Source organism: Silicimonas lutimaris (assembly GCF_047314965.1).
In the GTDB taxonomy this organism is placed as follows: domain Bacteria; phylum Pseudomonadota; class Alphaproteobacteria; order Rhodobacterales; family Rhodobacteraceae; genus JAVJUV01.
On record NZ_JBLBVK010000044.1, the window covers coordinates 26,321 to 38,686 of the forward strand.

At 65.5% G+C, this 12,366-nt stretch carries 11 protein-coding genes; 6 read left to right on the forward strand and 5 right to left on the reverse strand.

All coding sequences use genetic code 11. The annotated features are described in order from the left end of the window. Positions 1–83: 83 nt before the first annotated feature. Genes ACKLNI_RS08065 through ACKLNI_RS08075 form a run of 3 tightly spaced genes read left to right on the forward strand, consistent with a single transcriptional unit; the run spans position 84 to position 4,459 of the window. Positions 84–1,136: a zinc-binding dehydrogenase gene (locus tag ACKLNI_RS08065; protein WP_413718550.1), complete on the forward strand. Its 1,053-nt coding sequence runs from the start codon at positions 84–86 to the stop codon at positions 1,134–1,136. Next, positions 1,133–2,017: a homocysteine S-methyltransferase family protein gene (locus ACKLNI_RS08070; RefSeq protein ID WP_413718551.1), complete on the forward strand. Its 885-nt coding sequence runs from the start codon at positions 1,133–1,135 to the stop codon at positions 2,015–2,017. Before ACKLNI_RS08065 ends, ACKLNI_RS08070 begins: the two co-directional genes overlap by 4 nt. Before the next feature lie 9 nt (positions 2,018–2,026). Next, positions 2,027–4,459 (forward strand): GcvT family protein, encoded by a 2,433-nt coding sequence (locus ACKLNI_RS08075; protein WP_413718552.1) that lies wholly within the window; start codon positions 2,027–2,029, stop codon positions 4,457–4,459. 832 nt (positions 4,460–5,291) lie between these two features. Here ACKLNI_RS08075 and hisA read toward each other — a convergent pair. Then, complete coding sequence (gene hisA, locus ACKLNI_RS08080) at positions 5,292–6,014, reverse strand: 1-(5-phosphoribosyl)-5-[(5-phosphoribosylamino)methylideneamino]imidazole-4-carboxamide isomerase (protein WP_413718553.1); 723 nt, start codon at positions 6,012–6,014, stop codon at positions 5,292–5,294. 176 nt (positions 6,015–6,190) lie between these two features. Here hisA and ACKLNI_RS08085 point away from each other — a divergent pair, with 176 nt between their 5' ends. Continuing rightward, positions 6,191–6,583 (forward strand): DUF2147 domain-containing protein, encoded by a 393-nt coding sequence (locus ACKLNI_RS08085; protein WP_413718554.1) that lies wholly within the window; start codon positions 6,191–6,193, stop codon positions 6,581–6,583. On the opposite strand, the gene ACKLNI_RS08090 is transcribed toward ACKLNI_RS08085, so the two are convergent. From ACKLNI_RS08090 to hisB, 3 genes are all read right to left on the reverse strand, one after another. Beyond that, entirely contained in the window at positions 6,576–7,247 is a 672-nt protein-coding gene (locus ACKLNI_RS08090) for a Dph6-related ATP pyrophosphatase (RefSeq protein ID WP_413718555.1), read from the reverse strand. The genes ACKLNI_RS08085 and ACKLNI_RS08090 overlap by 8 nt on opposite strands. Then, entirely contained in the window at positions 7,235–7,873 is a 639-nt protein-coding gene (hisH, locus tag ACKLNI_RS08095) for an imidazole glycerol phosphate synthase subunit HisH (protein WP_413718556.1), read from the reverse strand. Before hisH ends, ACKLNI_RS08090 begins: the two co-directional genes overlap by 13 nt. 64 nt (positions 7,874–7,937) lie before the next feature. Continuing rightward, complete coding sequence (gene hisB / locus ACKLNI_RS08100; protein WP_413718557.1) at positions 7,938–8,525, reverse strand: imidazoleglycerol-phosphate dehydratase HisB; 588 nt, start codon at positions 8,523–8,525, stop codon at positions 7,938–7,940. A 154-nt stretch (positions 8,526–8,679) separates the two neighbouring features. Between hisB and ACKLNI_RS08105 the strand changes: the two genes are divergently transcribed. Further along, complete coding sequence (locus ACKLNI_RS08105) at positions 8,680–10,092, forward strand: YcjX family GTP-binding protein (RefSeq protein WP_413718558.1); 1,413 nt, start codon at positions 8,680–8,682, stop codon at positions 10,090–10,092. Further along, complete coding sequence (locus ACKLNI_RS08110) at positions 10,089–11,114, forward strand: YcjF family protein (RefSeq protein WP_413718559.1); 1,026 nt, start codon at positions 10,089–10,091, stop codon at positions 11,112–11,114. Before ACKLNI_RS08105 ends, ACKLNI_RS08110 begins: the two co-directional genes overlap by 4 nt. A gap of 54 nt (positions 11,115–11,168) precedes the next feature. On the opposite strand, the gene ACKLNI_RS08115 is transcribed toward ACKLNI_RS08110, so the two are convergent. Then, positions 11,169–12,350 (reverse strand): FAD-dependent oxidoreductase, encoded by a 1,182-nt coding sequence (locus ACKLNI_RS08115; protein ID WP_413718560.1) that lies wholly within the window; start codon positions 12,348–12,350, stop codon positions 11,169–11,171. Positions 12,351–12,366: the final 16 nt, after the last annotated feature.

Sequence of the window (12,366 nt, forward strand, 5' to 3'; positions counted from 1 at the left end):
CACCTGCGCTTCTTCTTTTCCGAAATACTCCGGGGGAGTACCGGACAGAGTCCGGGACGGGGGCAGAGCCCCCTGACCACCCCATGAGCCTTCCCGCCACCATGTCCGGCGTGCTCCTGACCGGTCATGGCGGCCCGGAAAAGCTCGTCTGGTCCGACACGATCCCTGTTCCGCAACCGGGACCGGGCCAGGTGCTGGTCCGCGTGGCGGCCGCGGGTATCAACAACACAGACATCAACACCCGCATCGGCTGGTACTCCTCCGCCGTCACCACCGCCACGGACGCGGTGAGCGAACCGGCCGAGGCGGGCGGCTGGGCCGGTGCTCTGAGTTTCCCGCGCATCCAGGGCGGCGACCTCTGCGGCCACGTGGCGGCCACCGGTCCGGGCACAACGCTGACCGAAGGCGCCCGCGTCACCTGCCAGGTCAACCTGCCGCGCCCCACGACCGAGGCTCCGACCGCCTTCATCGCGCTCGGCTCGGAAGTCGACGGGGCCTTCGCCGAATACTGCCTCTGCCAGGCGGATGACCTCTTCGACGTCACCGCCTCACCGCTCTCGGACATCGAGATTGCCGCCATGCCCTGCGCCTGCGGCACCGCCTGGAACCTGCTTGACCGCGCAGGCGTTGAGGCCGGCCAGAAAGTCCTGGTGACCGGCGCGTCCGGTGGCGTCGGCCTCGCCGCCGTCATGCTCGCCTCCCACCTCGGTGCAGAAGTCACTGGCCAGACTGCCCCGGACAAGGCCCACGCCGTGCGCGCAGCCGGGGCTACCGCCACGCTCGGCCGCTCGGACACGCCCCCGAAAGACAGCTTCGACGCCGTGATCGACGTGGTCGGCGGCCCCGCCTGGCCGGAACTCATACGCTCGGTGAAGCCGGGCGGCCACTACGCCGTCTCCGGCGCCATCGCGGGGCCTGTCGTCACCGCCGACCTCCGAGAGATCTATCTCCGCGACATCACGCTCTACGGCTGCACCTATCAGCCCCGAAAGGTCTTCGCCCGCCTCGTCGAGCTGATCGTTGCGGGCCTCGTCCGGCCGCTGGTGTCGAAAACCTATCCCCTCAGGGACATCGCCATTGCACAAGAGGATTACATGTCCAAACGCTACCCCGGAAAACTGGTGCTGATCCCATGACCGATATCACCCTTCTCGACGGCGGCATGGGCCAGGAACTGGTCAACCGCTCCGGCGACACGCCGACGCCCCTCTGGGGCACGCAAGTCATGGTCGACCATCCCGGGATGGTCGAATCCATCCACAGCGACTACTTCGACGCGGGCGCAACCATCGCCACCACGAATACCTATGCGCTCCACAAGGACCGCCTTGACGGCACGCCGCTCGACGGCAGGCAGGCCGACCTTGTCGCGCAGGCGCTGGCCGAGGCCGCCGCCGCCCGGCAGGGCCGTCCGGGCACCCGTATCGCCGGATCGATCGGGCCGCTGGTCGCCAGCTACCGCCCCGAGACGCACCCGCCCCACGCTATCGCCGTTCCGCTCTACGCCGGACTGGCCCGTCTTCTCGGCCCCGGCGTCGATCTCATCCTCGCCGAAAGCGTCGCCTCCGTCGCCCATGCCGCCGCCGCTCTCGAAGGTGCACGGACCGCGGGCAAACCCGTCTGGCTCTCGGTCACCGTCGATGACGAAGACGGCGCGCGCCTGCGCTCGCGCGAACCCCTGACAAATCTTGCGCATCTCGAGCCCGACGCCTGGCTCGCCAATTGCTCGGCCCCCGAAGCGATGGAAGCGGCGCTGGCGACACTCGCCACCTTCGGCAAGCCCTTCGGAGCCTACGCCAATGGCTTCACGCAGATCACCAAGGACTTCCTCAAGGACAAGCCCACCGTGGATGCGCTCGAAGCACGTCCCGACATGACACCCGACCGTTACGCCGATTTCGCCATGTCCTGGGTCGCCCAGGGCGCCACCATCATCGGTGGCTGCTGCGAAACCGGCCCCGCCCATATCCGCGCCATTGCCGACCGCCTTCGGGCAGACGGCCACACCATTGTCTGAGGCCCGACCATGACCGTTCCCACATCTGCCCGCGCACTGATCATCGGAGGCGGCGTCGTCGGCTGCTCCATCGCCTATCACCTGGCGAAGAAAGGCTGGACCGACGTTGTCCTTCTGGAACGCAAACGACTGACATCCGGCACCACCTGGCATGCGGCCGGCCTCATCGGCCAGTTGCGGGCCTCGTCGACCATGACGAAATTGGCCAAGTATACCGCGGACTTGTACCGCAACCTTGAAGCTGAGACGGGGATCGCCACCGGGCTTCGCCAGTGCGGTTCGATCTCGGTCGCCCTGACGGGCGAGAGACGCGAGGAGCTCATGCGCTCCGCCTCGATGGCGCGCGCCTTCGGCGTGCCGGTCGAAGATATCTCTCCTGCCGAGGTCAAGGCACGCTACCCGCTGCTGGAAACCTCTGACGTCACCCACGGCGTCTATCTCCCGACAGACGGTCAGGGCGATCCGGCCAATATCGCACTCGCGCTCGCCAAGGGCGCTCGGCAGAACGGTGCGCTCACACTCGAGGGAGTCAAAGTCACCGCCATCCACCGCGACGGGGAAAAGGCGACCCGTGTCGACTGGACGGACGAGGCGGGAAACAGCGGTTCCACTACCTGCGAGCATCTTGTCATCGCCGCGGGAATGTGGTCGCGCGAGGTGGGCAAGATGGCGGGTGTCAACATCCCGCTTCAGGCCTGCGAGCACTTCTATATCGTTACCGAACCCATTGAGGGATATCGGGATATGCCGGTTCTTCGCGTTCCCGATGAATGCGCCTACTACAAGGAGGACGCGGGCAAGCTCCTTCTCGGCGCGTTCGAACCGGTCGCCAAGCCCTGGGGTATGAACGGAATTCCCGACAGCTTCGAATTCGACCAGCTGCCCGAGGACGTGGACCACTTCGAGCCGATCCTCGAAGCGGCCATCAACCGCATGCCGATCCTGGCCGAAACCGGCATCCATACCTTCTTCAACGGCCCAGAAAGCTTCACCCCCGACGACGCCTACCACCTCGGCCTCGCTCCGGGCGCCGAGAACATCTGGGTCGCCGCCGGGTTCAACTCCATCGGCATCCAGTCCGCGGGCGGCGCGGGCATGGCGCTGAGCGAGTGGATGACGAACGGCGTAAAGCCGTTCGACGTCGGTTCGGTGGATATCGCCCGCATGCAGCCGTTCCAGAACAACGCCCGCTATCTCTATGAAAGATCAAAGGAAACCCTGGGCCTTCTCTATGCCGACCATTTCCCGTACCGGCAAAAGGCCACCGCGCGGGGGGTTCGCCGCACGCCGTTCCATGCGCAGCTTCTTGAGCTTGGCGCGGTGATGGGTGAAATCGCGGGCTGGGAAAGGGCCAACTGGTACGTCGCGCCTGGGCAGGAACCGGATTACGTCTATTCCTGGGGCCGGCAGAACTGGTTTCCCAACGCCGCGCGCGAGCACCTTGCGATCCGCGAGACTCTCGGCGTCTACGATATGTCGTCCTTTGGAAAGATCCGGGTCGAAGGGCCGGATTCCGAGGCGCTTCTGAACCATGTCTGCGGCAACGACATGTCGGTCCCGGTGGGTCGCATCGTTTATACCCAATTTTTGAATGAAAACGGTGGTATAGAGGCAGATGTTACCGTGACGCGCCTGTCCGAGACCGCCTATTTGGTTGTGACACCGGCCGCCACGCGGCTGGCCGATCAGACCCGGCTTCAGCGCCACGCGGGCGACCTGCGCGTCACGGTCACCGACGTGACCGCGGCAGAAGGCGTTTTGGCGGTCATGGGCCCAAAGGCGCGTGACCTGATGCGTTGCATCAGCCCTGACGATTTTTCAAACGAAACCCACCCCTTCGGCACGGCCCGCGACATCGAAGTGGGCTTCGGATTGGTCCGTGCCCATCGCGTGTCCTACGTGGGCGAACTTGGCTGGGAACTCTACATTTCCGCCGACATGTGCGGCCATGTCTTCGAGGTCATTCAGGAGGAATGCGCGATCTTCGGGCCGGCGCTAGTGGGCATGCACGCCATGGACAGCCTGCGCATCGAAAAGGGTTTCCGGCATTTCGGCCATGACATAACGCCCGAGGATCATGTCATCGACGCAGGGCTGGGCTTTGCGGTCAAGACCTCCAAGCCTCGCTTCATCGGCCGGGATGCGGTTCTCAGGCGCAAGGACGAGGGGCCGAGTCTGCGCATGGTGCAGTTCCTGCTGAACGACTCCGAGCCGCTTCTTTACCATAACGAGCCGATCCTGAAGGACGGTGAATTCGTGGGCTACACGTCGTCCGGGGCCTATGGCCACGCGCTGGGCGGTGCGGTCGGTATGGGCTATGTGCCCGCCGCGATGGCCGCGGACGATCACGGCTGGGAAATCGAGGTTGCGGGAACACGCGTTTCCGCCAAAGCCTCGTTGAAGCCGATGTACGACCCGGGCCACGAGCGGATGCGGGCCTGAGGCCGGGAAGGGCGGAGCCGGAAAGGGACTTCTCAGGCGCTGCGGCATCCGACCCGCCGCCGACGGCGTGCCGCCGGCAACCGAAGACGCGCCGATCTGGCTTCGGGATGGCAGAAAGGGCAGATCTGAGGGGGGTGAGCGGCTTCCGGCGTGTTCGAGTTCGCGTGCATCGATCGCATGTCCGGTTTCCAGGCGCCTGCCGATGGCCCTCGGACTGCATCGCCAATCCTTGGTTTGTGTGGGACTTTCGTGTCCGCCTCGCCGGAAAGGGAGCCTGTCAGAACGGCCCGGAGGTGCTGGGTCCGGTCTGTGAAACCTTGGGCTATCTCGAACCCGCAAGCGTTGCGCGGGTTGCCGGCGATTTGCCGATCTTGCAAGGGTTTTTCGGTCTTGCCACGATGCGTCGATCCCAAGAGGTTTGTCCCGGTCCCGGTCCCGGTCCCGAAAATTAAATCCAGTCCCGATCTCGTTAATCCAGCTCCGATCTCGTGAACCCGGTCCTGATTTCTTCAGGATAGTCCTGATCCCGTGAACCCAGTCCTGATTTCTTCAGGATAGTCGTGATCCCGTTGCCATTTACCGAATCTTAGGCTGAGGCGGAGAATGATCGGGGTGGGAGGTCGGGGGAAAAACCCTTTCTTAACCTTTGGAGGCCAACCTCAAGATGCTGGGGTTGAAGAGTCCCTTAACGCATCGGATGCCATACGCTTTGCCGACCTCGCGCCGACGCTTTGCATACACATGTGTGGGCGTCGAAAATCAATTCGAAACAGGTGTTTACGGTAGGCTCCCGGCGGGCAAGAGCGCGAAATCCGCCTGATGTCCCCGGGAATTAACCTTCCCTTAACGCTTCCAGCGCCTCGGCGAGATCGATTGCGCCGTCATAAAGCGCGCGGCCTGAAATCGCCCCTGAAATCACGCCGGTGTCTCGCAGTCGGATCAGGTCGGCCATCGACGAGACACCACCCGACGCGATGACCGGCACGCTCACCGCCCGAGCCAGCGCCTCGGTCGCCGCCACGTTCGGCCCGCCCATCGCACCGTCCCGGTCGATATCGGTGTAGATGATCGCGGCAATTCCGGCGTCCTCGAACGCCTTCGCAAGGTCGACGACCTGCATGTCGGTCTCTTCCGCCCAGCCCCGTGTCGCCACGCGCCCGTTCCGCGCGTCCAGTCCCACCGCCACCTTGCCCGGAAAGGCCTTCGCCGCTTCCCGCACAAGCTCAGGGTTCTCGACCGCGACGGTTCCCAGGATCACCCGGCTCAGGCCCTTGTCCAGCCATCCTTCGATCGTGCCCATGTCCCGAATCCCGCCGCCCAGCTGCGCAGGAACGCTCAGTGCGCCCAGGATCGCCTCGACAGCACCGGCATTCACGGGCCGGCCCGCGAAAGCGCCGTTCAGATCGACAAGATGCACCCATTCGGCACCGGCGTCCTCGAACGCCTTCGCTTGCGCTGCCGGGTCGTCGTTGAACACCGTGGCTTGCCCCATTTCACCCTTTACAAGGCGCACGCATTGCCCGTCTTTCAGGTCGATCGCTGGATAGAGGATCATGACCGTTCTCCTTTTCGAACAGCGCTCTCATGCCCCCGGAGGCCCCGAGGTACAAGCCCCCGTTTCCCGCTCATGGCGGATGAAACGGCATTTGCTGGCTGGTTCCGACCCAACGTCACGCTTGCCTGACGCAAGGGCAATCCGGGTATCCGGTGCCGACTTTCAGGGAGGACAGCATGATCCGCATGTTCAGGGCCGCGATGTTCGCAGGTCTCATTGCAACCCCGGCCTTCGCCGCCGACCCGGTCACGGGAACCTTCAAGACCCAGCCGGGCGACGAGGGGAGTTTCGCCCATGTCGAGATCTACGAATGTGACGCGAATATCTGCGGAGTGATCCGCAAGACCTTCGATGCCTCCGGGACGGAAACCGCCTCCGAACATCTCGGCAAACGCATGATCTGGGACATGATCGCCAAAGGTGACGGCACGTACTCGGGCGGACGCATCTGGGCGCCCGACCGCGACAAGGTCTACAAGTCGAAAATGCAACTCTCCGGCGATACGCTCAGTGTCTCCGGTTGCGTCGCGGTCATCTGCCGATCGCAGACCTGGAACCGGGTCAAATAGGGATCAGATCGGCATAGGCGAAACCGTCGCGGATGACGGTTTCGCCCGTCTCGACTTCGATCTTCTCCCGGAAGGCCGGACCATCCAGAACGCAGGTATGAAACTCCCCGTTCTCGCCGCAGGGATCGACGGATTCGGGCAGATCAGCGAGGAAAGACGCATCCCACGGCCGACCTGCGAAGGACGCATCCAGCTTCGAGAGGTCCACCGTCGCCACGCGGGCCTCGACACCGGCCTCCATCATCTCCCGAGCCAGTCGGTCCGTGGGTTCCTTCCACAGCGGATAGGCCGTCTCCATCCCGACGCTGGCAAGCCGGGTGTCGCGATAGTTCCGGATATCCTCCAGGAACAGATCCCCGAACACCATATGCTTGATTCCCTCGGCCTTCAGCGCTTCGGTCGCCTCCGCCATGAGCCGTTCGTAATCTTCGTTGGAACAAGGCCAGGGCAGGGGCACTTCCACAAGTGGCAACCCCACTGCATCCGCTTGTCGCCGCAGGATCTCCACCCGTACCCCATGCATCGCCACGCGCCGGAATTCGGCGTTCACCGTCGTCAGCAACCGCGTGACCTCGATCTCTTCTGCCTGACGCGCCCGATAGAGCGCAAACGCGCAATCCTTGCCCGAGGACCAGGACAGGCAGGCCGGTGTCACGGATGCCATTTCAGCCAGTTGGCGATCAGCTTCAAACCCGTCGCCTGGCTCTTTTCGGGATGGAACTGGGTGCCAACCATCGTATCTCGTCCGACGATGGCAGTAACGGGTCCGCCATAATCGCAATGCGCGATCAACTGAGACGGATCGTCGACAACCATCTGATAGGAGTGCACGAAATAGGCATGCTCCCCGGTGGCGATCCCATTCAGAACGGGATGCGGCCGGTCGATGACAAGGTCGTTCCAGCCCATGTGGGGCACCTTCATCGACGGGTCCGAGGGCGCGATCCGGCGCACCTCGCCATCGATCCATCCCAGTCCCTCGACGGTCTCGTATTCATGGCCGAGACGCGCCATCAACTGCATCCCGACACAGATCCCCAGGAACGGCCGTCCCTTGACCTCCACGGCCTCGCAAAGCGCCTCGAACACGGCCTTCTCGCCCTTCAGTTCCGCCATGCAGGCCGGAAACGCCCCGTCGCCTGGCAGAACGATCCGGTCCGCCCGGGCGACGTCCTCGGCCCGGTCCGAGACCAGCACCTCGCCGGCGCCCGTCTCGGCAGCCATGCGCTGAAAGGCCTTTTCCGCCGAATGCAGGTTGCCGGCCGCATAGTCGATCAGAACTGTCAGCATTTTCTTCCTGGCTCAAAAACGGCGGGGAGCGCGAGGGGCAGCGCCCCTCGCACCCGCCGATACCTCAAAGCGCGCCCTTGGTCGAGGGAATGGCGTCGGCCTTCCGCGGATCCGTCTCGACCGCCTCCCGCAAGGCGCGCGCGACGGCCTTGAACCCCGCTTCCGCGATGTGGTGGCTGTTGATTCCGTGCAGCGTGTCCACATGCAGCGTGATCCCGCCGTGGGTCGAGAACGCCTGGAAGAACTCGCGCACCAGTTCGGTGTCGAACGTTCCGATCTTGGCCGTCGGCATGTCCACGTTCCAGACAAGGAAAGGCCGGCCCGAGAGATCCAGAGCCGCGCGCACCAGCGCATCGTCCATCGGCAGAAGGCACGCGCCATAGCGCCGGATGCCCCTCTTGTCGCCCAGGGCCTGGCTCAGAGCCTGTCCCAGCGCGATGCCGGTGTCCTCGACGGTGTGGTGATCGTCGATATGCAGATCACCCTTGGCCCGAACGGTCATGTCGATCAGCGAATGTCGCGCAAGCTGATCCAGCATGTGGTCGAAGAACCCCACACCGGTCTGGTTGTCATACCTGCCCGTCCCGTCGAGATCGATCTCGACGGTGATGTCGGTTTCCGCGGTCGTCCGCGTGATCCTGGCCTGCCGCATGGGCCGATCTCCTCGTGTTGCAAGGGGCTTATAGGCAGGGGCAGGGTGCGCGGAAAGAGGACATTTCACCACGACGCTGCGTTGTTGTGCGTCTGCAATCTGGTGCGCGCGCGACGGGTTACCTATCTATGGGACCGGAACAAGAGGGTGTGCGGTGATTATCGGCGACATAGCGGACGGGCTGACGCGCGGCGTCGAGACCACGATCAATACGGTCAGCGAAGCGTTCTTCGAACCCGTGTTGCGTCTCGGTGTGACGGGTCTCAGCCGCGCCGGCAAGACGGTCTTCATCACTTCGCTCGTGGCGAACCTCATCAACCGGGGCCGGATGCCCGCGCTGCGCGCCGCCGCCGAGGGCCGCATCCGCACCGCCTGGCTTCAGCCGCAACCCGATGACACCGTCCCGCGCTTCGACTACGAGACCCATCTCGCGGCCATGACAGGGGCGGAACCGGTCTGGCCGGAAAGCACGCGCGGCATCAGCGAATTGCGGCTGTCCTTCCGGGTCCAGCCGACGGGCCTTCTCGCCGGGGTCACGGGGCCAAAGACCCTCCACCTCGACATCGTGGACTATCCCGGCGAATGGCTTCTGGATCTCGGGCTTCTCGACAAAGGCTACGATGACTGGTCGGCAGAGGTCCTCAAGCGCATCGAACCGCGGCCCGAGGCTGCCGCGTTCCGAGAAACGCTGGCCGCAACCGACCCGGCGGCTCGACTCGATGAACCTGATGCCAAGGCGCTCGCCCAGGCCTTCACCGGCTATCTCCAGGCGGCCCGCGTGTCGGGCTACTCCGACTGCACGCCGGGGCGCTTTCTCCTGCCCGGCGACATGGCCGGATCGCCCGTCCTGACCTTCGCGCCGCTTCCCCCCGCCAGCCATCCGCGCGGCTCGCTGGGGCGTGAATTCGCCCGGCGCTTCGAGGCCTACAAGCGCGAGATCGTCAGACCGTTCTTCCGCGACCACTTTGCCCGTATCGACCGTCAGATCGTCCTGGTCGACGTGCTTGGCGCCATACATTCGGGGCCGAAGGCGGTCGAGGATCTGCGCCAGGCCATGGCCGATATCCTCGGTGCTTTCCGACCGGGCCGGAACGCCTTTCTGACGCAGCTTCTCCTCGGCAAGCGCGTCGAGAAGATCCTCTTCGCCGCGACCAAGGCCGATCATCTCCACAATGCACAGCATGCCCAGCTGACCGCGATCACCGAAGCGCTGCTGGCCGAAGCGAAGACGCGCGCCGATTTCGCCGGCGCCCAGACCGCCGCCATGTCCATCGCCGCGCTCCGCGCAACGACCGAGGACCGGGTGGAGCAGGGCGGCCGCACGCTCGACGTGGTGCGTGGCACGCTCATGGACGGCAAGCGCGCCGCCTTCTACCCGGGGCGTCTGCCCGAGGACCCGTCCCGCCTTCTGAACCCGGCCCGGCAGGGCGCCGACAAATGGCTTGACGCGGATTACGAGGTGATGAGCTTCGCGCCTCAGCCGGTGACGCTCAAACCCGGTGATGGCCCGCCGCATATCCGGCTCGACCGCGCCGCCGAATTCCTGATCGGAGACCGCCTGAGATGAGCGATACCCGCAACGGCCCCGTCCTGATCGAACTGGACGATACCGGCCCCAGTCCCGCCGACGCTCCGCCCGTGGCCGATGCCGGCCAGCCGCCGACCGGACAGGCGATGCAGACCATGGCGACGCTTGCCGCGCGCCGGCCGTCCCGGCTCGCGGCGTGGTTCTGGCGGCTTCTCGGCGCGGTCGTGGTCTTCTTCGCCTCGGTCGCGGCCTGGGATTTCGTGACCGCCCTGGTCGCCCGGAACAGCTATCTCGGTTGGGCCGCGATCGGACTTCTGGGCCTCTTTCTTCTCGTCTGCCTTGCCATCGTTCTGCGGGAATGGGCTGCGCTTGCGCGCCTTGCCCGGATCGAGCACCTGCATGCCGAGGCGGACCGCGTAATCGCATCCGGCGATCTGGACGGCGCTCGCAAGCTGACCGACCGGCTCGCGGCGCTGTACTCGGGGCGCGAGGACACCCGCTGGGGACGGGAGCGACTGGCCGAACGCAGGTCCGAGGCCTTCGACGCGGACACGCTTCTGGCCACTGCCGAGGATATGCTCCTTGTCCCGCTCGACGCCGAGGCGCGCCGCGAGGTCGAGGCGGCGGCACGCCAGGTCGCAGCCGTGACAGCACTTGTGCCACTCGCTTTCGCCGATGTCGTGGCCGCGCTCACGGCAAACATCCGCATGATCCGACGCATCGCCGAGATCTATGGCGGCCGTTCCGGCACGCTGGGGTCGTGGCGGTTGGTGCGCGCTGTGATGACCCATCTCGTCGCCACCGGCGCGGTCGCCGTGGGCGACGACCTGATCGGCTCAATCGGCGGCGGCCATGTCCTGTCGAAACTCTCCCGCCGCTTCGGCGAGGGCCTGGTCAACGGAGCTCTCACCGCCCGCGTCGGCGTTGCCGCCATGGAGGTCTGCCGCCCCCTGCCATTTGCTCCCGGCAAACGTCCCCGGGTAACCAGCCTCGTCCGCCGCGCGCTGACGGGCCTTTTCGACAAGGCCGACAGCGCCGCTCAACCTGCAAAATTCGACTGAGAACGTCCTTCCTCTTGGCGGAAATACTTCGGGGGCAAGGGGGCAGAGCCCCCTCTAGCGGCCCGTCAGGCTCGCCATCGGCGGGATGAGGTCGCCGCAGACCAGCCGGGTCAGGATCGCCGGGATCGGCGGCACGGCGGATAGGGGATAGAGAGCCCGGTCCCGCAACACCGGAAGAACCCGGCTGTCGGACTGGTATTGGGGCGTGAAGGCGCGGCTCATGGCCTGGTAGAGCCAGACATGCCACCGCCGCGCCATCCGGTAGTGTCTCAACGCCTCCTCGACCGGAAACCGCTCCAGCGCCAGTCCCAGGGCCATCGCGTCCAGCATGGCCATGTTCGCGCCCTGTCCCAGTTGCGGTGACGCCCGGTGCGCTGCGTCCCCGATGATCGCGAATCCGGGGGAAGCGACGGCGCGCAGCGTGCCGTGGGTATAGGTCGCGAAGGTCATCTGGTCCGGGTCATTCACCTCCTCGAAGGCGGGCAGCGCCTCGGGCCAGAGCGATGCGACCTCGTCTCGCCAAGCCGACAGGCCCGCGCGGCGCCAGGAGTCATATCCCCGCGCAGGCAGCGACCAGAAAATCGTCGTGGCCTCCCAGTCCGCGCCATTTCGCGTTCCCGACGGCATAACACCGACCATCCGGTCCGCCCTGCGGTATCGCTGGCACAGCTGACCCTCGGGCAGCTCCAGCCCTGCAGGCCGGGGCACCGTCGCCCAGATCGCGCCAAAGGGCAGCGGTGTCGAGACAAGCGGGGACAGGCGGGAATTCGTGCCGGACGCATCGATCACCAGTTCGAACGGGCCAGCGCGGGTTCCATCGGAGAAGACCAGGAACCGTTCATCGCGCGCAAGCACCTCGTGCCCGGCCACCAGTTCCGCACCGCCCGATCTTGCCGCGCCCAGAACCGCGTCGAACAGCGCCGGACGCTGGATCGCCAGCCCGAACCTTGCGCCGCCCTGCGCGCCGTAGTCGACCTTCAGAACCGTCCTCCCGCTATCGGCTTCGATGCCGTGCATGCGCCAGATTCTCGCGCCACGCGCCATGGCTTCGGCACCTGCGCCGATGGCGTCCAGAACCGCCTGCCCGACGGGCTGGATCACCAGACCCGAGCCCACGGGCCGGGGCGCTTCGAACCGGTCGAAGACCCGCACGCGATGGCCCTGCCGCGACAGCAGCGCTGCGGCAGTCAGACCGCCGATCCCGGCGCCTGCAATTGCGATCTCAAGAGTCGTCATGTGGCCACTCTGCCCG

Bases quoted from the DNA above. Each gene is read 5' to 3' on its own strand.
- ACKLNI_RS08065 (WP_413718550.1), top strand. From the start codon at position 84: ATGAGCCTTCCCGCCACCATGTCCGGCGTGCTCCTGACCGGTCATGGC.
- ACKLNI_RS08070 (WP_413718551.1), top strand. From the start codon at position 1,133: ATGACCGATATCACCCTTCTCGACGGCGGCATGGGCCAGGAACTGGTC.
- ACKLNI_RS08075 (WP_413718552.1), top strand. From the start codon at position 2,027: ATGACCGTTCCCACATCTGCCCGCGCACTGATCATCGGAGGCGGCGTC.
- hisA (WP_413718553.1), bottom strand. From the start codon at position 6,014: ATGATCCTCTATCCAGCGATCGACCTGAAAGACGGGCAATGCGTGCGC.
- ACKLNI_RS08085 (WP_413718554.1), top strand. From the start codon at position 6,191: ATGATCCGCATGTTCAGGGCCGCGATGTTCGCAGGTCTCATTGCAACC.
- ACKLNI_RS08090 (WP_413718555.1), bottom strand. From the start codon at position 7,247: ATGGCATCCGTGACACCGGCCTGCCTGTCCTGGTCCTCGGGCAAGGAT.
- hisH (WP_413718556.1), bottom strand. From the start codon at position 7,873: ATGCTGACAGTTCTGATCGACTATGCGGCCGGCAACCTGCATTCGGCG.
- hisB (WP_413718557.1), bottom strand. From the start codon at position 8,525: ATGCGGCAGGCCAGGATCACGCGGACGACCGCGGAAACCGACATCACC.
- ACKLNI_RS08110 (WP_413718559.1), top strand. From the start codon at position 10,089: ATGAGCGATACCCGCAACGGCCCCGTCCTGATCGAACTGGACGATACC.
- ACKLNI_RS08115 (WP_413718560.1), bottom strand. From the start codon at position 12,350: ATGACGACTCTTGAGATCGCAATTGCAGGCGCCGGGATCGGCGGTCTG.